The 19,932-nt window shown below is 58.6% G+C and carries 19 protein-coding genes; 17 read left to right on the top strand and 2 right to left on the bottom strand.

All coding sequences use genetic code 11. The annotated features are described in order from the left end of the window. Positions 1-86: 86 nt before the first annotated feature. From KPG71_RS12300 to KPG71_RS12360, 13 genes are all read left to right on the top strand, one after another. Positions 87-941, top strand: a complete 855-nt coding sequence (locus KPG71_RS12300) for an SDR family oxidoreductase (protein WP_017467537.1) — start codon at positions 87-89, stop codon at positions 939-941. Between the two features lie 37 nt (positions 942-978). Beyond that, positions 979-1,785 carry an ABC transporter ATP-binding protein gene (locus KPG71_RS12305; protein ID WP_168610334.1) on the top strand — a complete coding sequence of 269 codons (807 nt, stop codon included), beginning with the start codon at positions 979-981 and terminating at the stop codon, positions 1,783-1,785. Next, entirely contained in the window at positions 1,778-3,697 is a 1,920-nt protein-coding gene (locus KPG71_RS12310; RefSeq protein ID WP_168610335.1) for a long-chain fatty acid--CoA ligase, read from the top strand. Before KPG71_RS12305 ends, KPG71_RS12310 begins: the two co-directional genes overlap by 8 nt. Further along, positions 3,698-4,585, top strand: a complete 888-nt coding sequence (locus KPG71_RS12315) for a branched-chain amino acid ABC transporter permease (protein WP_050685832.1) — start codon at positions 3,698-3,700, stop codon at positions 4,583-4,585. It begins immediately after the preceding gene. A gap of 3 nt (positions 4,586-4,588) precedes the next feature. After that, complete coding sequence (locus KPG71_RS12320; RefSeq protein WP_028095207.1) at positions 4,589-5,662, top strand: branched-chain amino acid ABC transporter permease; 1,074 nt, start codon at positions 4,589-4,591, stop codon at positions 5,660-5,662. A gap of 10 nt (positions 5,663-5,672) precedes the next feature. Further along, positions 5,673-6,482 (top strand): ABC transporter ATP-binding protein, encoded by an 810-nt coding sequence (locus KPG71_RS12325; RefSeq protein WP_050685932.1) that lies wholly within the window; start codon positions 5,673-5,675, stop codon positions 6,480-6,482. Between the two features lie 33 nt (positions 6,483-6,515). After that, entirely contained in the window at positions 6,516-7,754 is a 1,239-nt protein-coding gene (locus KPG71_RS12330; protein ID WP_027238720.1) for an ABC transporter substrate-binding protein, read from the top strand. A gap of 97 nt (positions 7,755-7,851) precedes the next feature. Next, positions 7,852-9,102, top strand: coding sequence for an ABC transporter substrate-binding protein (locus KPG71_RS12335; RefSeq protein WP_027238721.1), 1,251 nt, complete (start codon positions 7,852-7,854; stop codon positions 9,100-9,102). Positions 9,103-9,186: 84 nt separating this feature from the next. Then, entirely contained in the window at positions 9,187-9,963 is a 777-nt protein-coding gene (locus KPG71_RS12340) for an enoyl-CoA hydratase/isomerase family protein (protein WP_017467376.1), read from the top strand. 11 nt (positions 9,964-9,974) lie between these two features. Next, positions 9,975-10,757, top strand: coding sequence for an enoyl-CoA hydratase/isomerase family protein (locus KPG71_RS12345; protein ID WP_168610336.1), 783 nt, complete (start codon positions 9,975-9,977; stop codon positions 10,755-10,757). 42 nt (positions 10,758-10,799) lie between these two features. Beyond that, positions 10,800-11,558 (top strand): electron transfer flavoprotein subunit beta/FixA family protein, encoded by a 759-nt coding sequence (locus KPG71_RS12350; RefSeq protein WP_027238724.1) that lies wholly within the window; start codon positions 10,800-10,802, stop codon positions 11,556-11,558. Beyond that, positions 11,558-12,484 (top strand): electron transfer flavoprotein subunit alpha/FixB family protein, encoded by a 927-nt coding sequence (locus KPG71_RS12355; protein ID WP_050685836.1) that lies wholly within the window; start codon positions 11,558-11,560, stop codon positions 12,482-12,484. The genes KPG71_RS12350 and KPG71_RS12355 overlap by 1 nt, the downstream gene beginning before the upstream one ends. A 222-nt stretch (positions 12,485-12,706) precedes the next feature. Beyond that, positions 12,707-13,864: an acyl-CoA dehydrogenase family protein gene (locus tag KPG71_RS12360; protein WP_103911560.1), complete on the top strand. Its 1,158-nt coding sequence runs from the start codon at positions 12,707-12,709 to the stop codon at positions 13,862-13,864. A 21-nt stretch (positions 13,865-13,885) separates the two neighbouring features. Here KPG71_RS12360 and KPG71_RS12365 read toward each other — a convergent pair whose 3' ends face one another. After that, positions 13,886-15,052, bottom strand: coding sequence for a CaiB/BaiF CoA-transferase family protein (locus tag KPG71_RS12365; RefSeq protein WP_050685936.1), 1,167 nt, complete (start codon positions 15,050-15,052; stop codon positions 13,886-13,888). A 33-nt stretch (positions 15,053-15,085) separates the two neighbouring features. Next, entirely contained in the window at positions 15,086-16,231 is a 1,146-nt protein-coding gene (locus KPG71_RS12370; RefSeq protein WP_168610697.1) for a CaiB/BaiF CoA-transferase family protein, read from the bottom strand. Positions 16,232-16,335: 104 nt separating this feature from the next. On the opposite strand from KPG71_RS12370, the gene KPG71_RS12375 reads away from it, so the two are divergent. Genes KPG71_RS12375 through KPG71_RS12390 form a run of 4 tightly spaced genes read left to right on the top strand, consistent with a single transcriptional unit; the run spans position 16,336 to position 19,896 of the window. Then, a complete protein-coding gene (locus KPG71_RS12375) occupies positions 16,336-16,713 on the top strand; it encodes a Zn-ribbon domain-containing OB-fold protein (protein ID WP_017469908.1) in 378 nt (125 codons plus the stop codon). 3 nt (positions 16,714-16,716) lie between these two features. After that, positions 16,717-17,868: a thiolase gene (locus KPG71_RS12380; protein WP_168610698.1), complete on the top strand. Its 1,152-nt coding sequence runs from the start codon at positions 16,717-16,719 to the stop codon at positions 17,866-17,868. Positions 17,869-17,891: 23 nt separating this feature from the next. Next, positions 17,892-18,749, top strand: coding sequence for a MaoC/PaaZ C-terminal domain-containing protein (locus KPG71_RS12385; protein WP_253196243.1), 858 nt, complete (start codon positions 17,892-17,894; stop codon positions 18,747-18,749). 10 nt (positions 18,750-18,759) lie between these two features. Next, positions 18,760-19,896 (top strand): CaiB/BaiF CoA-transferase family protein, encoded by a 1,137-nt coding sequence (locus KPG71_RS12390; protein ID WP_168610699.1) that lies wholly within the window; start codon positions 18,760-18,762, stop codon positions 19,894-19,896. Positions 19,897-19,932 lie beyond the last annotated feature (36 nt).

Genomic DNA, 19,932 nt, shown 5'->3' on the forward strand with positions numbered 1-19,932 from the left:
CTGGTGGGAAAAGGTGTCTTGACCAATTTTCTAACACACGTTAGATTACTGGCAACTGCCCCTTAAGGGGAATGGGAGGAGGCGTCATGCTTAAGACGCAGTTCGGGTCTTCGATGGAGGACCTGTCGAACCGTGCAACCGTTTACGCGAGCGATTTATTCAGCGGTAAAACCGTTGTGGTGACCGGCGCTGGAGGCGGATTGGGGCTGGCAATTGCGACTCTGTTCGCGAGGCTTGGAGCCAATCTGGCGATCAATGGACGCAACGAAGAGAAGCTGGCTTTGGCCAAGGAGTTTCTCGAAAGGTTCGGGGGTGGAGTTTTCGCTGTGCCTATGACCATCCGGGAGCCTGAGCAGGTCGAGGATTTTGTCGCCAAGACGAATCAGGAGTTCGGGGCGATTGACGTATTGGTGAACAATGCTGGGGGTCAGTTTCCGCAAGCCGCGTTGGAGTTTAGTCCAAAGGGCTGGAATGCGGTCATAGACACCAACCTCAACGGCACGTGGTGGTTGATGCAATCCACGGCGCGCCACTGGGTTGCTAACAACCAATCGGGCTCCATCGTCAACATCGTGGCCGATATCTGGCGCGGCATGCCCGGCATCGCTCATACCTGTGCGGCCCGGGCAGGGGTAGTTTACCTGTCCAAGTCGGTTGCGGTGGAGTGGGCCCCGCACAATATCCGAGTCAACTGCGTGGCGCCGGGTTGCTGCGAAAGCAACGGTTTCGGGAACTACCCTCCGGAGGGTTCTGCGACATTTCAGGACTCCAACCCGATGCGGCACGCCGGGGACGAATGGGATGTCGCTGAAGGGGTTGTCTATATGGCGGCGAATTCAGGGAAATTCGTAACCGGTGAAGTTCTGAACATCGACGGTGGGCAGCAATTGTGGGGGGATCCATGGCCAACGGGGCGGCCGGACTACTTCCGGATTACCTGATGTTGGCCGTGAACCTTAGGGGGACAATGATATCTAGATGACGACTAAGATTAAAACAGCAATCGGAGCCGATGATAGGGCGATACTGGAGTGCAGCGGGGTCGAACGACGGTTCGGCGGCATCGTCGCTGTCAGCGGTGTTGACCTCGTTATTCGACAAGGGGAAATCTTTGGACTTGTCGGCCCGAACGGCAGCGGCAAGACAACGCTAACAAACGCAATTACCGGATTTTACCCGCCAAACGAGGGCAAAGTCCGGCTGGCAGGAAACGACATTACGGGTACGGCGCCTCACAAGGTTGCCAAGCTTGGGGTTGCGAGGACGTTCCAAAATCTTGCCCTGTTCAACGGGATGAGCGTTCTGGACAACATCCTGCTCGGGCGGCACATCCACATGAGCCCAGGCGTTTTGCGCACGGTGCTATATTGGTGGGCAGCACAGCGTGAAGAAATCGAGAACCGTAAAATCGTCGAGGAGGTGATCGAGTTTCTGCAACTCGAGAGCATCCGGCATGAGTTGGTCGATGGTCTTCCGATCGGGTTGAAAAAACGGGTCGAGCTGGCGCGGGCATTGGTGGCCGAACCACAGATGCTGATTCTCGATGAACCGATGGCTGGCATGAACCAGGAAGAGAAAGGGTATATGTCCCGTTTCATTCTGGATGCCCGTGCCGAACGCGGCGTCAGCGTTCTGCTGATCGAACACCATATGGATGTCATCACCGGCATTTGTGATCGGATGCTGGCCCTGAATTACGGGGAAATGATCGCCAGTGGCATCCCCAAGGAGGTTGTGAAGGACCCGCGGGTCATCGAGGCATATATCGGAGGGTCGCATGACTGATTTTACGAAGAACGGGTCTTCAGGCGGCGAAACGATTGGTGCACTTCTGGCGAAGAACGCTTCGCTCCACGGAAAAGATATTGCCCGTCGCGAAAAAGAGCGTGGGATATGGAAAGAAACCACCTGGGCGGAATACGCCCAAGAGGTGGTGGCCTGTGCGGCTGGACTTGAAAAAATCGGCGTGAAGCCTGGCAAAGCAGTGCTTGTTCTGGGCGATAACCGTGCGCGGTTGTATGGTGGCATGCTGGCTGTTTCGTTGCTTGGTGCTTACGCCATGCCCGCTTATCCGGGCGCAACTCTTGAGGAACTACGGCACTTTCTTGGCGAAGTCGAGATCTTTGCGGCCATTGCGGAAGATCAGGAACAGGTTGACAAGATCCTGGAACTGAAGGACGCGGGCGCCGAGGGCATCGACCACATCATTTATGATGAAGCGCGTGGTCTTGGTTTCTACGAGGTTGAAGGGCTGACGTCCTGGGATCACCTGATCAAAATTGGTCAGCACGATCTGAACGAAACCCCGGGCCTGCGTGAGGAACTGCTTAGTCGTGCGAAGCCGGAAGATCCGGCCATTTTTCTGCACTCCTCCGGAACGACGGGCGCGCCGAAGGGCATCGTACTGAGTCAGAAGAACGTTCTTGCTGCTGCTCGGAATGGACATGCGGCGGGTGCCTTCGACGAAAATGAGGAGATCCTCGCGTACCTGCCGATGGCCTGGGTGGGAGACTACGCCATAACCGTTGCCGCGGCACTCCTTTGGCGTTTCACCGTGAATGTGCCTGAGCGCCAGGAAACGGTCGTGCGCGACATGCGCGAGATCGCTCCGACCTTCTATCTGGCGGCTCCGAGAAGCTGGGACCAGATGCTGACGACAATCCAGGTTGGTATCGAAAATTCGACCCCTTTAAAGAAATGGCTGTACCATTTTTTCATGGATCGGGCCATCGCAGCTGAGACACGCAAGCTGAACGGAAAAAGCGGTGGTATATTGGAGCCTTTGGGCCGACTTTTGGGCGAGGCAATCATTTTCGGTCCGATCAAGGACCAGTTCGGGATGAGCCGACTCAAGAACGCGTTCACCGGCGGTGAAGCAATCGGCGAAGACACCTTTGTTTTCTACCGAGCCTTGGGAATCAAATTGCGCCAACTCTACGGCCAAACCGAAAACAGCGCGATCAATGCAATTCAGTCTCCGGGCGAAGTGCGCCTTCATACCGTCGGCAAACCCGCGCCCGGCGTCGAGGTGACCATCGCCGAGGACGGGGAGATCCTGGTACGCTCGGACAGCGTATTCGAAGGGTACTTCAACAAACCCGAAGCGACCGCCGAAGCCCTTGAGGGCGGGTGGCTGCATACAGGTGATGCCGGGTATCTTGAGGAAGATGGACACCTGGTTGTTCTGGGGCGTGTATCCGAGGTCATGCACACCGCCGACGGTGAACGTTACGTTCCAAACTACATCGAGAACCGGTTGAAATTCAGCCCGTATATCAAGGATGCGGCCGTGATTGGCGCCGGGCTTGACGAATTGACGGCTATGGTCTGCGTGGATTTCGAAGCCGTTGGCCACTGGGCAGAGGTGAACGGCGTGCCCTATGTGTCTTATGCCGATCTTTCTCAGCGTGAAGAGGTCGCGACGTTGCTTCGCGAGGCCTTCCAACGGGTCAACAAGGCCGTCACCGAACCATTGCGCCTGCAACGCTTTGTAAGTCTGCCGAAAGAATTCGACCCGGACGATGGTGAAATCACGCGAACCCGAAAACTGCGGAGGAAGGTCGTTCAGGAACGCTATGCCGACGTGATCGCGGCGCTCTACGACGGTTCAAAAGAGGTCCATGTAAGCGCGCAGGTGACTTACGAGACCGGGGAAGTAGGGAAGGTCGAAAGAAGCCTTCCCATCAGGGAGGTATAAATGGACTGGGTCTTTCTATCAGAGCTTGCGATCAACGGAGCCTTGACGGGTCTGCTGTACTCGCTATTCGCCATCGGCCTTGTGCTGATTTACAAGGCATCTTCGGTGCCCAATCTGGCTCAGGGCGGGTTGACCATGGTAGGGGCCTATGTGGTCCTGGCGCTGGCACGCGACGTGGGTTTACCCTTGTGGCTGGCCATCCCTCTGGCTGCGGTTGTCATGTTCGGCCTTGGGTTCGGCATTGAGCGTGTTGCTCTGCGCCGTCTCGCAGGTCGGCCGGTTGTCATGATCTTGATGCTGACACTCGGCCTCGACATTTTCCTGCGGGGTACAACGCTTGCGATTTGGGGCGGGACGTCACGTTCGATGGAATTGGGCGTCAGCTATGATCCACTGTTTTTTGACGACATCTTCATCAGCCGCATCCATCTGGTTGGTGCCGGTGTTGCGCTCGCCTTGTTTGTCGCATTCATGCTGTTTTTCCGAACCCGGACCGGGATCAAGTTGCGGGCGATCGCGGATGATTACATGGCTTCGTGGTCGGTAGGTATCTCGGTTGAACGCGGAGTTGGCCTGTCCTGGGCGCTGGCATCCGTTGTTGCCGTCGCTGCGGGCGTTATCTGGGGCGAGATTCAGGGTGTCGATCAGGCGCTGTCGCTGTTGCTTCTCAAAGGTCTGACAGTTGCCGTTCTCGGTGGTCTCGACAGTATCCTTGGCGCCGTGATCGCAGGCATCATCCTGGGCGTCGTCGAAAACGTTGTTTCTGATTTCCTCGATCCGCTTGTCGGAGGCGGAAGCCGTGAGCTTATCGTCGCCGCCGTGCTCATTCTTACCGTCATGATCCGTCCGCACGGGCTGTTCGGTCGTCACGACATCGAAAGGGTGTAAGGGATGTTTTACAGACTTTCCGGCGTCCATCACGCCAACTACGTTTCGGACAGCCGTATCTTCAAGGTGCCTGCCGACAGAAATCTGACAGCATTCATCTTTCTGATCGGTCTTGCCGCGCCATTCATCATCCCGTCGCTTTATCTGAACAGCTACATGCTTCCCTGGCTGATCTGGACGGCCGCCGCGCTTGGATTGAATCTGGTGACAGGTTGGGCAGGCCAACTTCACTTGGGTTATGCTGCGGTCATGGCCGTCGGAGCGTATTCGTCGATCCATGCCGCGCGTTTCGGGGTGCCGTGGGAATTCGCCCTGATCATCGGCGGATTGACGTCATCCGTGATCGGCAGCCTGTTTGCTTTTGCCGCTTTGCGGGTCAAGGGACTGTATCTCGCCCTTACCACTCTTGCGATGCAATTCGTGATGGACTGGGTTCTGACCCACTCTCCGGCGATCTCGGGGGGTTCACACGCGTCGCTCCAGTCACCGACATTGGCTCTGCTCGGGCAAGAGATTACCACTGATACTGGCTTCTACTATGTCGCCTTCGGCTGGTGTGTGTTGGTGACGATCTTCATGCTTAATCTCAAGCGTACTGGACTCGGTCGCGCCTTGGTCGCTGTCCGGGAAAAAGACTTTGCGGCCGCGATCCTGGGTGTGAACAGTTTCTACTACAAAATCCTCGCGTTCGCGACTTCGTCGTTCATCGCAGGCGTCAGCGGTGCGTTGCTTGTTGCCACCTTTTTCTTTCTCGCCGCACCCGAGCAATTTTCGGTTGCCGTTTCGATCCAGGTTCTTGCGATGGTGATTGTTGGCGGCCTTGGCAGCATTATCGGTTCCTATTTCGGTGTTGCCCTGATCCTTCTTGTTCCGGGTATCGTGAACGGTCTCGTCGTCACGCTGAGTGACGGGCTTGGCATGCAGATCGATGTTGAAACACTCGCTCACATCCCGAACGCAGTCTATGGCGCACTGATCGTCATTATCCTTCTGATCGAACCACTCGGTTTGGGAAAACTCTACGGCAACATCAGAGACTATCTGATGGTCTGGCCCTTCGATCAGTTCAAGAAATAGGGGAATGCCGATGCAAGAAAAAGTTGAAGCCCAGAACATTCTATCCATGAACAGCGTCGAAGTACTGTACGACAATGTAATACTGGCGATCAAAGGTGTTTCGGTCCAAGTCCCAAAGGGCGAGATGATCGCACTCTTGGGATCGAACGGAGCGGGAAAAAGCACCACGTTGAAAGCGATCAGCGGTCTTTTGAAGGCTGAGCGCGGACGCATCAGCCGAGGTGAGATAACGTTCCAGGGAGTGGACATTACCGAAGCGCTCGCGCAAGAACGCGTCGAGATGGGCATCTGTCATGTCATCGAAGGGCGGCGGGTCTTCGAACATCTGACCCCCGACGAGAACCTGACCGCCGCCGCGCCGCGCGGAATGTCCCGATCAACGCTGAATGCGGAAAAGGACAAGATCTACGGATATTTTCCGCGGCTTGCCGAACGCAAAAGTTCGCAAGCAGGCTATTTGTCGGGTGGTGAGCAACAGATGCTTGCCATTGGGCGGGCCCTCGTGACCCAGCCGAAGCTGTTGATGCTTGATGAACCAAGTCTCGGGCTTGCTCCGTTCCTGGTCGAGGAGATCTTCGGCATCTTGCAAAAGATCAATAAGGATGAGGGCCTGTCCGTCCTGCTGGTGGAACAGAACGCCCTGGCGGCTCTGGAAATCGTTTCGCAAGGGTACCTTATCGAGAACGGCCGCGTTGTTATGCACGGCACCGCCGAGGCGCTCAAATCTAACTCCGACATTCAGGAGTTCTATCTAGGCGGCGGAGAGACCGACTTTCACAACGTCAAGCACTACAGCCGACGCAAACGTTGGTTGAGTTGAGGTACTAATCAGAAGTTGTTCAGGGAGGAACAAATGAAGAAATTTACCAAAGCGTTGGCTGTACTATCCATGTTCGGAGGAGCAGTGTTCAGCACCCAGGCGCTGGCCGAGCCATTCAAGATCGGCATCTGCTACGACCTCAGCAAAGCCTATACCTTTGCCACGCCGCAGGTTTCGCAGGCCGCGATGGACCTTGCCAAGCTCATCAACATGAAGGGCGGCATCGGTGGCGAACCGGTCGAAGTCATCGTGCGTGACCACGGGAACGAACCGCAGCGCGGAATCGAGTGCTACTCGAAACTCAGCCGCGAGGGCGTCTTTGTTTTCGATACCCTGTCCACTCCGGTGTCTCTGGCTATCCTGCCGCGGGCCATGGAAGACGGGCGTATCCTGATGCAGTCTCTTGTCGGGCGCGGCGATGCCGTTGATGGCACCGTCTTCGATTGGGTCTATCCGATCGGGCCGACCTATTGGGGACAGGCCGCCAACGATGTCGCCTACATCAAGCAATTGCATGACGGCGATCTGTCAGATGTGAAGGTCGGGTTTGTTTACTTCGATTATCCCTTCGGGCAGGAGCCGATCGAGATCCTGGAAACCCTGTCCGAGAAAGAGGGTTTCGAGCTTGAACTGTACCCCGTGCCACTGCCTGGCAGCGACCAGGCCGGCGTGTGGTCGAAGGTGCGCCGCGACAAGCCCGATCATGTGATCGTCTGGATGCTGGGCGGTGCCCATGTGGTTGCCTCGAAAGAGATGAAGCGCAATCGCATTCCGATGGACAAATACATCTCGGTCAACTGGCTGAACGAAGTCGATATCGCCAACATCGGTAAAGAGGCCGCCAAAGGTATCAAGCGCGGGACCAATGTCGTGGGCGGTCAGGATATTGCCCTGTATCAGGAAATCATGGCCGAGCTTTATGACAAGGGCGAGGGATCCGGCCCGATCGAGAAGACGCAGGACGTTTTCTACAACACCGGGCTGGCCATGTATTCGATCATGTTCGAAGCCGCGCGCAAGGCGGCGGAAGCCGAGGGGCTGCCGATCACTCCGACATCCTACAAGGCCGGACTGGAGTCGCTTGAGGGCTATGACGCGAACGGGCTGATGGCCCCCGTTACGGTGACGGCCGAAGATCATGGCGGCGGGGGCAAGACCCGTATCGAAATGTGGGACGGAGAGACTTGGGTGCCGCAAACCGACTGGATCTCTGCGTACACGGACGTTGTGTGGGGTGTGGTTAAAGAGAGTTCCGCGAAATACGAGCAGTGAAAGACTGGTAGCAGGAAGGGCGACGCTACGCGGGGCGGCAGCGGCGTTTACAAAGCGGTATCACCGCCCCAAACCAAACCAACGGGAGAGAGAAAACATGAAAGTCAAACAGCACATTAAGGCAGTGGTACTTGCTACTGCGCTGGCAGCAAGCGCGACTGTTGCCTCAGCGCAGGACAAGGAGCCGATCCGCTTCGGACTCTGCTTCGACCTCAGTAAATCCTACACGTTCATTTCGCCGCAGGTGGCCCAGGCCGCGCAGGACCTGGCGATGTACACCAACGAAAATGGCGGTATCGAAGGGCATCCGGTTGAAGTCATCATTCGCGATCACGGCAACGAACCGCAGCGCGGTGTGGAATGCTACGAGCAGCTCAAGCGCGAAGGCGTTTTCCTTTTCAATTTTCTGTCCACGCCGGTCACGAACGCGGTTCTGCCGCGTGCGATGAAGGACGGCAACGTGTTGATGCAGTCCTTTGTTGGCCGCGGTGACGCGGTGGACGGCGAAGTGTTCGAATGGGTTTTCCCGGTCGGTCCGACGTACTGGCAGCAGGCGGCAAATGACGTTGCCTTCATCAAGGGTCAGATGGGCGGTGACTTGAGCAAGGCGAAGATCGGGTTCATCTATCTGGATTATCCCTTTGGCCAGGAACCGATCGAGATCCTGAAAACGCTTTCCGAAAAGGAAGGGTTCGAACTGGAGCTGTATCCCGTGCCGCTTCCCGGGTCGGATCAGGCCGGCGCATGGAGCAAAATCCGCCGCGACAAGCCTGACTACGTGATCAGCTGGCTGCTGGCGGGCGGGCATGTGGTCGCCTCGAAGGAAATGCGCCGCAACCGTTTCCCGATCGACCGCTATCTGTCGGTGAACTGGCTGAACGAAGTTGATATCGCCAATATTGGCGCACAAGAGGCGAAAGGCATCCTGCGCGGGACCAACGTGGCCGGTGGCCAGGAAGTTCCGATCGTCAAGACGATGCTGGACACCTACTATGCCAATGGCAAGGGCAGCGGTCCCGAGAGCCTGGTGCGCGACGTGTACTACAACACGGGCATGGCGATCTACTCGGCCGGTTTCGAAGCCGCGCGGATCGCAATTACTGAAAACGGTTGGCCGATCACACCGGAAAGCATGAAGAATGCCTATGAATCGATCGAGGACTTCGATGGAAACGGCATCATGGCCCCGGTTACAGTGACCGACAAAGACCACGGTGGTGGCGGCAAGACTCGGGTCGAACAGTGGAATGGCGAAACCTGGGTTCCGCTGACCGACTGGAGCGCCGACTATCTCGACGTTGTTTGGGATGTCATCAAGCACAGCTCCGCGACGTTCACCGTCGAATAAGCAAGATTTTCCCCGCGGCAACCATGTCGCGGGGAACTCCATACCTTACGTTTGTATATAAACCAAAGAAACGAAGCAGAGATCATGAGCCCTATCGAATTGACGATTGAAGACGGCATCGCAACCGTCTGTATCAACCGGCCCGAGCGCAAGAATGCGCTGTCCGTGGCTGCAACGAACGGGCTGACGGATGCCTGGGAAAAGATCGAAGCGGATGACAGCATTCGCGTGGCCATTCTGACCTCGGCCGATTGCGGTGTATTCTGTGCTGGGCTTGATCTCAAGGAAGCCACCCAGATCAAGCAGGATGAGGGGGTCGATATTCTGACCAAGATGCGCGATCCGTTTCACGAAACGATGCGCGACTGTAAAAAGCCAATCATCGCCGCCATGACCGGATCCTTGATGGCCGGTGGCATGATGTTGACGCTGAACTGCGATCTGCGGGTCGGTCTCAAGGGGACCAAGGTCGGTATCACCGAAGTAAAGATCGGTCGTGGCTCGCCCTGGGCATCGCCGGCATTGTCCATGCTGCCACAGCCCATCCTTATGGAGATCGTTCTGACCGGCGACCTGATGCCGATCGAGCGCCTGCACGAATACGGATTCACCAACTATATCGAAGACACTCCCGATGCTGTCCGCGCACGGGCCTTCGACCTTGCCAAACGCATTGCCAGCGCGGCCCCGCTGTCGGTTGTTGCCGCGAAAGGCAGTGTTCGCGCAACCATGGATCTGGGCTGTGCCGGTGGTCTGGAAGAGGGCAAGCGCCTGCACGAGGTGGTTTACGCCAGCAACGACGCGATTGAAGGCCCAAAGGCCTTTGCTGAAAAGCGAGCACCCGTCTGGACCGGGACCTGATGGAGGCTTGAATGACTGAGCTTATTCGCCTGGACAGGGATGGCCCTGTCGGAATCCTGCGTTTTCTTCAGCCGACAAAACGCAACCCTTACAGCATCGGGTTCGTCGAAGAACTAGTGGCGCTCCTGCGCGAAGCCGAACGTGACGATGCGATCCGTGTCGTTGTTATGACCGGTGGCGATCATTTCAGCAGCGGCGGCGATCTTGTCGGGTTTCAGTCTGAGATCGCGAAAGGCGCAAGGGCGACATCGGAAATGGTGGACCGCGTGCACGATGGCGGACGCGCGGCCTATCTGTTTTGTAAACCCTTGATTTCCGCGGTATGCGGCGTGGCTTTTGGCGCGGGTCTAAGCCTGGCCTTGTCGGCGGATATCGTCGTTGCCGCCGAAGATGCCCGGCTGTGCGAAGTCTTTGCACGCGTCGGCGGCTGTCCCGACACCGGGTCGAGCTGGCTGCTTCAGCAGCGTGCCGGGGCCGGCGTGGCGCGGATGCTGGTGCTCACGGGCCGCGAGATCGACGGACGCACCGCCCGGGACCTGCGTGTCGTGGAGGAATGCGTACCGGCCGACCGGGTCGAACAACGGGCGCTGGAAATTGCCCGCGAGATTGCAACGCACCCTATGTTTGGCGTTCAGACCGCCAAGCGTGTGATGCGCGCCGCAGCCGAGTGCAGCTATCTCGAGGCGCTGGATATCGAGCGCGATGCCCAAAGCGTTTTGCTGTGCGCGCATGACTTTCCCGAGGCCATGAAAGCGTTTTCGGAAAAAAGAACTCCAGAATTCAAAGACCGTTAGCTCGGTTGAAACCTTATCGCAAAACTCAAGGAGACCACGCCAATGAAGGTACTCGTGCCTGTGAAGCGCGTGATCGACTACAACGTGAAGGTTCGTGTCAAAGCGGACGGAAGCGGTGTCGATCTGGCCAACGTTAAGATGTCGATGAACCCTTTCGACGAAATCGCCGTCGAAGAGGCGATTCGCCTGAAAGAGGCCGGCAAGGCCGAAGAAATCGTCGTGGTTTCCATTGGCGTCAAACAGGCGCAGGAAACCCTGCGCACTGCGCTGGCCATGGGTGCGGATCGTGCCATTCTGGTGGTTGCCGCCGATGATGTGCACACCGACATCGAGCCGCTGGCCGTCGCGAAAATCCTGGCCAAGGTGGTCGAGGAAGAGCAGCCCGGTCTGGTTCTGGCGGGCAAACAGGCCATTGACAACGACATGAACGCCACCGGCCAGATGCTGTCGGCGATCCTCGGTTGGAGCCAGGCGACCTTTGCCTCGGAAATGGGCATCGATGGCGACAGTGCCGTCGTGACCCGCGAAGTTGACGGCGGCCTGCAGACCATCAAGGTCAAGATGCCCGCGATCGTCACTGTGGACCTGCGCCTGAACGAGCCGCGCTATGCGTCGCTGCCCAACATCATGAAGGCCAAGAAAAAGCCGCTGGATGAGAAAACCGCCGATGATTACGGCGTTGATGTCACGCCGCGTCTGGAAATCGTCAAAACCTCCGAGCCCGCGGCACGCGCGGCCGGTATCATGGTCGGCTCGGTGGACGAGCTGGTCGCAAAACTCAAAGAAGCGGGGGCTGTGTAATGGCTGTTCTTCTTCTCGCAGAAGTCACCAATGGTGAACTGGCAATCGACGCAACCGCCAAGGCCGTGACCGCGGCCAAGGCCCTGGGCGATGTGACCGTTCTGTGCGCGGGCGCCTCTGCTGCTGCCGCAGGCGACGCCGCCGCCATGATCGACGGTGTGGCTAAGGTTCTGGTCGCCGAAGACGCATCGCTGGGTCACCGCCTGGCCGAACCGACCGCCGCGCTGATCGCATCGCTGGCCGGTGACTATGAACATATCGTCGCCCCGGCCACCACGGACGCCAAGAACGTCATGCCGCGCGTTGCCGCGCTGCTGGACGTGATGGTCCTGTCGGACGTGTCCGGCGTTGTCGATGGCAACACGTTCGAGCGCCCGATCTATGCCGGGAACGCGATTCAGACCGTCAAATCGTCGGATGTGAAAAAGGTCATCACCTTCCGCACCTCGACCTTTGATGCCGCTGGCGAAGGCGGGTCTGCCTCGGTCGAAAGCATCGGCGCCGGGGACGACCCCGGCTTGTCGGAATGGGTCGAAGACAAGGTCGCCGCATCGGATCGTCCCGAACTGACCTCGGCCGGTGTGGTCGTGTCCGGCGGGCGCGGCGTTGGCTCCGAAGAGAACTTTGCCCTGATCGAGAAACTGGCCGACAAGCTGGGCGCCGCCGTTGGCGCATCCCGCGCCGCCGTCGACTCGGGCTTTGCACCGAACGACTGGCAGGTGGGTCAGACCGGCAAGGTCGTGGCACCGGATCTGTACATCGCCGCCGGCATATCGGGCGCGATCCAGCACTTGGCCGGGATGAAGGACAGCAAGATCATCGTCGCGATCAACAAGGACGAAGAAGCCCCGATCTTCCAGGTCGCCGACTTCGGACTGGTCGCCGACCTGTTCCAGGCCGTCCCCGAACTGACCGAGAAGCTGTAAGGGCCACGGCCCAACCCGCCAAAACGCATCAAAGGCCCGCCGAACCCCCGGCGGGCCTTTTTTGGTACGAGCCGAATGGGCGGCGAGCGGATCGGACGGACCAGGATGCGCGCGGTCCTAAGCCTTGTGACGCCTCGTCAGAACGGCTCCGGTTCATTGTCAAGAAGCAAAACACTTGTTAGATTTTGGCTCAACACAAGCTTGAATCGATAGGAAAAATTCATGTCTCTGATTAAGAACTCCCCTAGCTGGGCAGTGGATGAACACAAGATGTTCGCCGATAGTACACGCAGGCTTTTCGATGCAGAGATGGCTCCGAAGATTGAAAAATGGACGGAACAGGGAATTGTTGACCGCGACTTCTGGAAAACAGTCGGTCAGCAGGGTGTCATGGGTGGCTCGATTGCCGAAGAATATGGTGGGTTCGGTGGCGGCATCGGGTTCGACGCGATTACCGTCTACGAGCAGGGGCGCACCGGTGATACGGGTTGGGGCTATGGGATCCAGTCCATCGTAATCCATTATCTCAACGCATATGGCAGTGAGGAACAGAAGAAAAAGTGGTTGCCGAAACTGGTCAGCGGCGACAGCGTTGCGGCGATTGCCATGACCGAGCCTGGAACGGGCTCTGACCTCCAGAACGTACAAACCTATGCGGAAAAGGATGGCAACCACTACAAGATCAACGGATCGAAGATCTTCATCACCAACGGGCACGCGGCGGATCTGGTTGTGATCGTGGCAAAGACCGACCGCAACGCCGGCGCCAAGGGCCTTTCGTTGATCGTTCTGGAAACCGAGGGTGCCGAGGGCTTTCGCCGGGGACGGAACCTGAAGAAACTGGGTATGAAAGGTTCGGATACGGCTGAGCTGTTCTTCGAAGATGTACGCGTGCCTACGGCGAACCTGCTTGGTCCGGAAGAGGGGCAGGGGTTCTACCAGCTGATGAAGCAGCTGCCTTGGGAGCGGCTGATGATCGGCATTACCGCGCTCGGTTTTATTGATTTTGCGATCGATGAAACGGTCAAATATGTTCAGGACCGCAAGGCATTTGGAAGCCGGATCATGGACTTCCAGAATACGCGCTTCAAACTGGCGGAATGCAAAACCAAGGCCGAATTGCTACGTTCCTTCGTCAATGATGGGCTCGCGCGTCTTGAAGCGGGCGAACTTGATACGGCCACGGCTTCGATGGCGAAATGGTGGGGCAGCCAGACGCAGAACGAGGTCATGCATGAATGCCTGCAACTGCACGGTGGTTACGGTTTCATGATGGAATACCCCATCGCGCGTCTTTATGCCGACAGCCGGGTCCAGATGATCTATGGCGGCACCAACGAGATCATGAAGGAATTGATCGCACGTTCGATGGACGTTTGATCCGTCCGGTGCCGGGTGGGGCTATTCCCTACCCGGCCCCAGAATTTCGTCGCTGTGTTCCCCAAGTCGCGGGGCCGGGCGATGATCATGTCGCGCCGGGGTCGCTGAGAAGCGTATCGGCGGGCGTGTCGTCCAGATCGCACCTTCGGTCGGGTGATCAATCCGTTGAAAGAACCCGGTCGCGGCAAGATGGGGATCGTTCGGCAAATCTGACAGGTTGCGCACCGGCATGGCTGGTATGTCTGCCTGCTCCATCAGGGCAAGCCAGTCATTCGTGGTCCGGGTCAGCGCAATCTGCGCCACCATATCGTATACCGCGCCGATGTTGCGGCTACGGGTGTCCATGTCCGTGACCCAGACATGGTCGATCATGTCATTGCGCCCAACCGCCTTGAAAAACCGTGCCCATTGTACGTTGGTGTAGGGCAGAATGGTGATGTAGCCATCAGCGGTCTGAACTGGACGCCGGTGCGGAACCAGCATGCGGGCATAGCCGAAATCCTGCGGAGTCTCTTCAAAGGTGGCCCCATCCATATGTTCGGCCAACAGGAAGGCGGCCAGCGTTTCAAACATCGGAACCTCGACATGCTGGGCCTCTCCAGTACGTTCGCGGTGGAACAGGGCACCCATCACGGCATAGGCGGCGGTGACCCCGCCAAGCTTGTCGGCGAGAATTGTCGGGGCATAAGCGGGCGGTACCCCAGGGTCGCGCAAGGTTGCCAAGCTGGCCAATCCCGACACCGACTGGACGGAATCGTCGAATGCAGGCTTGGCGGCATAGGGCCCGTCCTGCCCGAAACCGGTGGCGGATACCATGATCAGGTTCGGGTTTTCCTGGCGTAGAGTTTCGGGATCCAAAGACAATCTGGCCAGCGCCGCAGGCCGAATGCTCGAAATCATCACATCGGCATCGATGAGCAGTTTGCGCAACTGATCGCGACCGGTTTGCGTTTTTAGGTCCAGTACGACACTGCGCTTGTTACGGTTGGCCCCCAGAAAAGCGGCACCCATCAGCTTGTTGCGCGATGGCTGGACCTGGCGAAGAAGATCGCCCTCGGGGCCTTCCACCTTGATCACATCGGCCCCCAGATCGCCCAGCATCTGCGTCGCCAAAGGTCCGAAAACCACAGAAGTCAGATCGACGATCTTCACGCCTTGAAGAAGCCCCGGTTTGTTCTCAGCGGTCATTTGGTTGTCCACCCTTTTAGTTGCCCACCGTTTTTATGAACGACGGCCGAACTCGGCGCGAAGGGCTTTGCCTTGCGCATCGAAGGCCGGGCAGGGGCCCAGTGCCGTTTCGCCGAGGCTGCGCCGGATCGGGGGGGTCGGGACGTTGATTTCACCGGAAGGCGTGCGAATTACGGACCGGTCAAGCTGGGGGTGACCGGACAGGGTCGCCACGTCGTTCACCGCGCCCGAGGCAATGCCCGCAGCGTCAAGCCGCTTCAGCATCTCGGCGCGGTCATGCGAGGCGAACACGGCCTTGATGAGAACTTCGAGCGCGGGTTTGTTTTCAATTCGCGACGTGTTGTCATGGAACCGGGGGTCGGTTGCCAAAGCCGCATCGCCCAGTATGTGTTCACAGAACCGTTGCCATTCGCCGCTGTGCTGAACGGTAATGACGACAAGCTGACCGTCCTTGCATTCATAGGCCCCGTACGGGCAGATGACCGTGTGGTTCAGTCCGACACGAGGTGTCGGCTTGCCAAGGTGATCGTGATACAGCAGCGGAACCGACATCCAGTCGGCCATCACATCAAACATTGCCACGGAAACGCCGCTGCCCTTGCCGGTGCGATCACGCCCGACAAGTGCTTCGCAGATTCCAGCATGGGCTGTCATACCGGTGGCGATATCGCAGACCGACACGCCCACCCGTCCTGGTCCGTCGGGTGTACCGGTCACTGATGCCAGACCGCTCTCGCATTGCACCAGAAGGTCATAGGCCTTGGCGTCGCGCATCGGGCCGTCTTCGCCATATCCGGTGATGTCGCAGGTCACGAGACGCGGGAAGCTCTCTCGCAGAGTCGCGGAATCGAGCCCGAGCTTGGCCAGCGCGCCAGGCAGCAGGTTCTGAATAAACACATCTGCGTTTTCCAGCATCCTGAGCAGGATTTCACGGTCTTCGTCGGCTTTAATGTCCAAGGCGACCGATTCTTTGCCTCGGTTCAGCCATGTGAAATAGGCGCTTTCACCGTTGGCGGCGGTATCGTAGGCGCGGGCGAAATCGCCTGCGCCCTTGCGTTCGATCTTGATCACGCGCGCGCCGGCGTCGGCCAGCCGCGAGGAGCAAAAAGGCGCGGCGACTGCCTGTTCCAGCGCAATGACGAGTTTGCCGGAAAGGGGGGCTAAGTCTGAACCTGGCATGAGTTTCTCTCAATTGATCCTGAAAGGTTGACTAAATCTAACAATTGTTAGAAAGATTATCAATACGCTTGAACAATGACTGGGTCGCTTGAAGGAGAACGCCTATGCAGGATGCCAAAGGACCAGACCAGCTTTTCCAACGCGCGCTGGCAGAGGGCGAGATCCTGCTGCCCAAGTGCGACGACTGCGGGGCCTATCACTTTTTCCCGCGAGTCCTGTGTCCACATTGTCATGGCGCCGCGATTTCGTGGAAGCAGGCTGGCGGCAAGGGACGAGTCCACACCACAACAGTCGTGCGCCGAAAGCCCGAACGGGGCGGCGACTACAACGTATGCGTCGTCGAGCTGGACGAGGGTGTCCGGATGATGAGCCGGGTCGAGGGCATTGCCCCGGGTGAGGTCGCCATCGACATGGCTGTAACCGCTTTCGTGGGCGAGGCCGAGGGCGCTCCGGCCGTGCTTTTCAAGCCGTCGGAGGGATAAGCCATGACCACAGAACTTCGGGGGAAATCCGCCATCGTGGGAACCGGTCATGCCGGTTTCGGAGAAGCCCATGGCCTGACGGCCTATGATGTCATGGCGCAATCCGCGCTTGCGGCGCTTGGCGATGCCGGGCTGAAAATGTCCGACGTCGACGGGCTGTTTTGCACCATGATGGAAGACAGCATGCCGGCGCTTATGGCGGCGGAGTATCTGGGCATCCAGCCCCGTTTCATTGATGGCACGATGTCGGGCGGTTCGTCCTTCGTAAACTACCTGACGTCCGCGACCATGGCGCTGGACGCCGGTCTGTGTGATGTCGCGCTGATTGTTTATGGCTCCAACCAGCGCACCGCGTCCGGCAGACTGGTGACCGCTTCACGTCCGCCGGCCTACGAGGCGCCGTATAATCCGCGCTATCCGATCTCGGCCTATGCGATGGCGGCGGCGCGGCACATGCATGAATATGGTACCACCCGCGAACAGCTGGCCGACGTGGCCGTTGCCGCGCGGGCCTGGGCGCAGCACAACCCCGAAGCGTTCGAGCGCGGCCCGCTGACCCGCGAGGACGTGTTGGGTGCGCGCATGGTGGGCGATCCATTGACCGTGCGCGACTGTTGTCTTGTCACCGACGGCGGCGGCGCGATCGTAATGGTCCGCGCGGACCGCGCCCGGGATTTCCCCAAGGTGCCTGTCTATGTGCTGGGCAGTGCGGCGGAGAGCTCGCACCGGCAGATTTCCCAGATGAAGGATTTCACCGTGACCGCGGCCCGCGACTCGGGCGCGCGCGCCTTTGCGGCGGCCGGAGTGACCCCTGCGGACATCCAGGCGGTCGAGCTCTATGATGCCTTCACCATCAACACGATTTTGTTTCTCGAAGATCTTGGGTTCTGCGCCAAGGGCGAGGGAGGGGCCTTTGTCGAAGGCGGGCGCATCGCGCCTGGCGGCGTGTTGCCGGTGAACACGAATGGCGGCGGCCTTTCCTGCGTGCACCCCGGGATGTACGGCATCTTCACAGTGATCGAGGCTGCCCGTCAGATCCGTGGCGACGCGCCGGGCCTTCAGCTGAAGGATATTGATCTGGCGCTGGCGCATGGCAACGGCGGTGTGCTGTCCAGTCAGGTCACGGCGATACTTGGATCGCAAAACACGCTCTGACGGCAACTAAGGGAGGAAAGCAAATGCCATTGGATTTCGAGGCACTATCGAACTGGGACTTTGAGGAAATCGAACAGACGCTGACCGAGAGGGATACCATCTTGTATGCACTCGGCCTTGGGTTCGGCGAGGATCCGACAGATAAAATGGAGCTGGCCTATGTCTATGAGGACGGGCTCAAGGCAGTTCCCTCGATGGCAGTCATTTTGGGGTATCCCGGCTTCTGGCTGCGCGACCCCAAGACCGGCGTAAACTGGCAGAAAGTGCTGCACGGCGAACAGTGGCTCGACATCTACAAGCCGCTGCCGACACATGGCCGGATTGTCGGCCGTAGCAAAATCGACTTCATCGCCGACAAGGGCGAGGGCAAGGGAGCCGTCATTTACCAAAGCCGCGATATTATCGACGCGGACAGCGGTGAAAAACTGGCGCGCGTGGCGATGTCGGCTTTCTGTCGCGGTGATGGGGGGTTCGGCGGTGAAAACCAGGCGGGCCCGGCACCCGCAGTGCTGCCTGATCGGGCGCCGGATCATATATGTGACATCGATACCCTGCCGCGCCAAGCCCTTATTTATCGTCTCAGCGGTGATTTCAATCCGCTTCACGCTGACCCGGATGTGGCCCGTTCTGTCGGGTTTGACCGCCCGATCCTGCATGGTCTGGCGACCTATGGGCTGGCGGCCCGGGCGATTCTAAAGACGTTGCTTGACTATGATTCTGCCCGGCTTGTCGGTCTGGATGTTCGGTTCTCGGCTCCGGTCTATCCCGGCGAAACCGTGCGGTTCGAAATCTGGGAAGAGGACGGCGAGGCCCGGTTTCGAGCGTCTATTCCTGCACGCGACGTGGTTGTTCTGAACAACGGCGCAGCGCGCTTCGCCTGAGGCAATGAAGATGGCTCAACCGCTCAAGGATATCCTGGTGCTGGATTTCAGCACCCTTCTTCCCGGTCCGATGGCGACGCTCATGCTGTCCGAGGCCGGCGCCGAAGTGATCAAGTTCGAACGGCCCGGAGTCGGCGAGCACGCGCGCCAAACCGAGCCCAAGATCGACGGAGAGAGCATCGGATTTGCCGTGTTGAACCACGGCAAGCGATCGGTGGCCATCGACCTCAAGTCAAGGGGAGCAGTGGAACGTCTGCGCCCCTTGATCGAGAGGGCCGATGTTCTGGTAGAGCAGTTCCGTCCCGGAGTGATGGACCGGCTGGGGCTTGGTTATGAAGCGGTGCGAAAGATCAATCCCGGTCTCATCTATTGTTCGATCACCGGCTATGGCCAGACCGGACCAAAGGCCAGCTCCGCTGGCCACGACCTCAACTACGTCGGTGATGCGGGTATCCTGTCGCTCAGTCGCGGACCGGATGACCAGCCAACGACACCGTTCGGGCTGGTCGCCGATATCGGAGGCGGAACATATCCGGCGGTGATGAATATCCTGCTGGCCCTGATAGCGCGGCAGGCAAGCGGGCAGGGAACGCATCTGGATATCGCAATGGCCGAGGGGGCGTTCGCCTTTGCCTATTGGGCACATGCCGAAGGTGTGATTGCCGGGCAGAACATCGAAAGCGGTGGCAGCCGTCTGACGGGTGGCCTGGCCCGGTATCGGCTTTATTCGGCTGCGGACGGGCGTCAGATCGCCGTCGGCGCGTTGGAAGAAAAGTTCTGGCAGTCGTTCTGCGATGTCATTGGTTTGCCGGTGGCCCTTCGCGATGACTGGTCCGATCCAAATGCCTGTGCCGCGGAGGTTGCACGTCGTCTGAGGGAACACCCCTCGACCCATTGGGAGCCTTTGCTGGCTGCGGCAGATTGCTGCTGTTCGGTCGTGAAGACGCCCGCCGAGGCGGCGCGTGACCCGCATTTCAAAGCGCGTGACGTGTTCGGGCGGACAGTAAAAATCTCCGGCCGGGACGCGCCTGCTTTGCCGCTGCCAATTGCGCCGGAGTTCCGTTCTTCGGGAAATTCGGTCGGAGTTGCAGCCACTCTGGGCGAAGACAATACGCGTTATGGCGTGGACCAACCAAAGACAGAGTAAATCCCGTTGACGGGCAGGTTTTGAATCGGTAATCTA

The sequence above is a fragment of the Roseovarius sp. PS-C2 genome (assembly GCF_018862045.1).
Lineage (GTDB): Bacteria > Pseudomonadota > Alphaproteobacteria > Rhodobacterales > Rhodobacteraceae > Roseovarius.

Bases quoted from the DNA above. Each gene is read 5' to 3' on its own strand.
- KPG71_RS12300 (WP_017467537.1), top strand. From the start codon at position 87: ATGCTTAAGACGCAGTTCGGGTCTTCGATGGAGGACCTGTCGAACCGT.
- KPG71_RS12360 (WP_103911560.1), top strand. From the start codon at position 12,707: ATGTCTCTGATTAAGAACTCCCCTAGCTGGGCAGTGGATGAACACAAG.
- KPG71_RS12335 (WP_027238721.1), top strand. From the start codon at position 7,852: ATGAAAGTCAAACAGCACATTAAGGCAGTGGTACTTGCTACTGCGCTG.
- KPG71_RS12380 (WP_168610698.1), top strand. From the start codon at position 16,717: ATGACCACAGAACTTCGGGGGAAATCCGCCATCGTGGGAACCGGTCAT.
- KPG71_RS12370 (WP_168610697.1), bottom strand. From the start codon at position 16,231: ATGCCAGGTTCAGACTTAGCCCCCCTTTCCGGCAAACTCGTCATTGCG.
- KPG71_RS12310 (WP_168610335.1), top strand. From the start codon at position 1,778: ATGACTGATTTTACGAAGAACGGGTCTTCAGGCGGCGAAACGATTGGT.
- KPG71_RS12375 (WP_017469908.1), top strand. From the start codon at position 16,336: ATGCAGGATGCCAAAGGACCAGACCAGCTTTTCCAACGCGCGCTGGCA.
- KPG71_RS12320 (WP_028095207.1), top strand. From the start codon at position 4,589: ATGTTTTACAGACTTTCCGGCGTCCATCACGCCAACTACGTTTCGGAC.
- KPG71_RS12330 (WP_027238720.1), top strand. From the start codon at position 6,516: ATGAAGAAATTTACCAAAGCGTTGGCTGTACTATCCATGTTCGGAGGA.
- KPG71_RS12305 (WP_168610334.1), top strand. From the start codon at position 979: ATGACGACTAAGATTAAAACAGCAATCGGAGCCGATGATAGGGCGATA.
- KPG71_RS12355 (WP_050685836.1), top strand. From the start codon at position 11,558: ATGGCTGTTCTTCTTCTCGCAGAAGTCACCAATGGTGAACTGGCAATC.
- KPG71_RS12315 (WP_050685832.1), top strand. From the start codon at position 3,698: ATGGACTGGGTCTTTCTATCAGAGCTTGCGATCAACGGAGCCTTGACG.
- KPG71_RS12365 (WP_050685936.1), bottom strand. From the start codon at position 15,052: ATGACCGCTGAGAACAAACCGGGGCTTCTTCAAGGCGTGAAGATCGTC.
- KPG71_RS12350 (WP_027238724.1), top strand. From the start codon at position 10,800: ATGAAGGTACTCGTGCCTGTGAAGCGCGTGATCGACTACAACGTGAAG.
- KPG71_RS12390 (WP_168610699.1), top strand. From the start codon at position 18,760: ATGGCTCAACCGCTCAAGGATATCCTGGTGCTGGATTTCAGCACCCTT.
- KPG71_RS12385 (WP_253196243.1), top strand. From the start codon at position 17,892: ATGCCATTGGATTTCGAGGCACTATCGAACTGGGACTTTGAGGAAATC.
- KPG71_RS12345 (WP_168610336.1), top strand. From the start codon at position 9,975: ATGACTGAGCTTATTCGCCTGGACAGGGATGGCCCTGTCGGAATCCTG.
- KPG71_RS12340 (WP_017467376.1), top strand. From the start codon at position 9,187: ATGAGCCCTATCGAATTGACGATTGAAGACGGCATCGCAACCGTCTGT.
- KPG71_RS12325 (WP_050685932.1), top strand. From the start codon at position 5,673: ATGCAAGAAAAAGTTGAAGCCCAGAACATTCTATCCATGAACAGCGTC.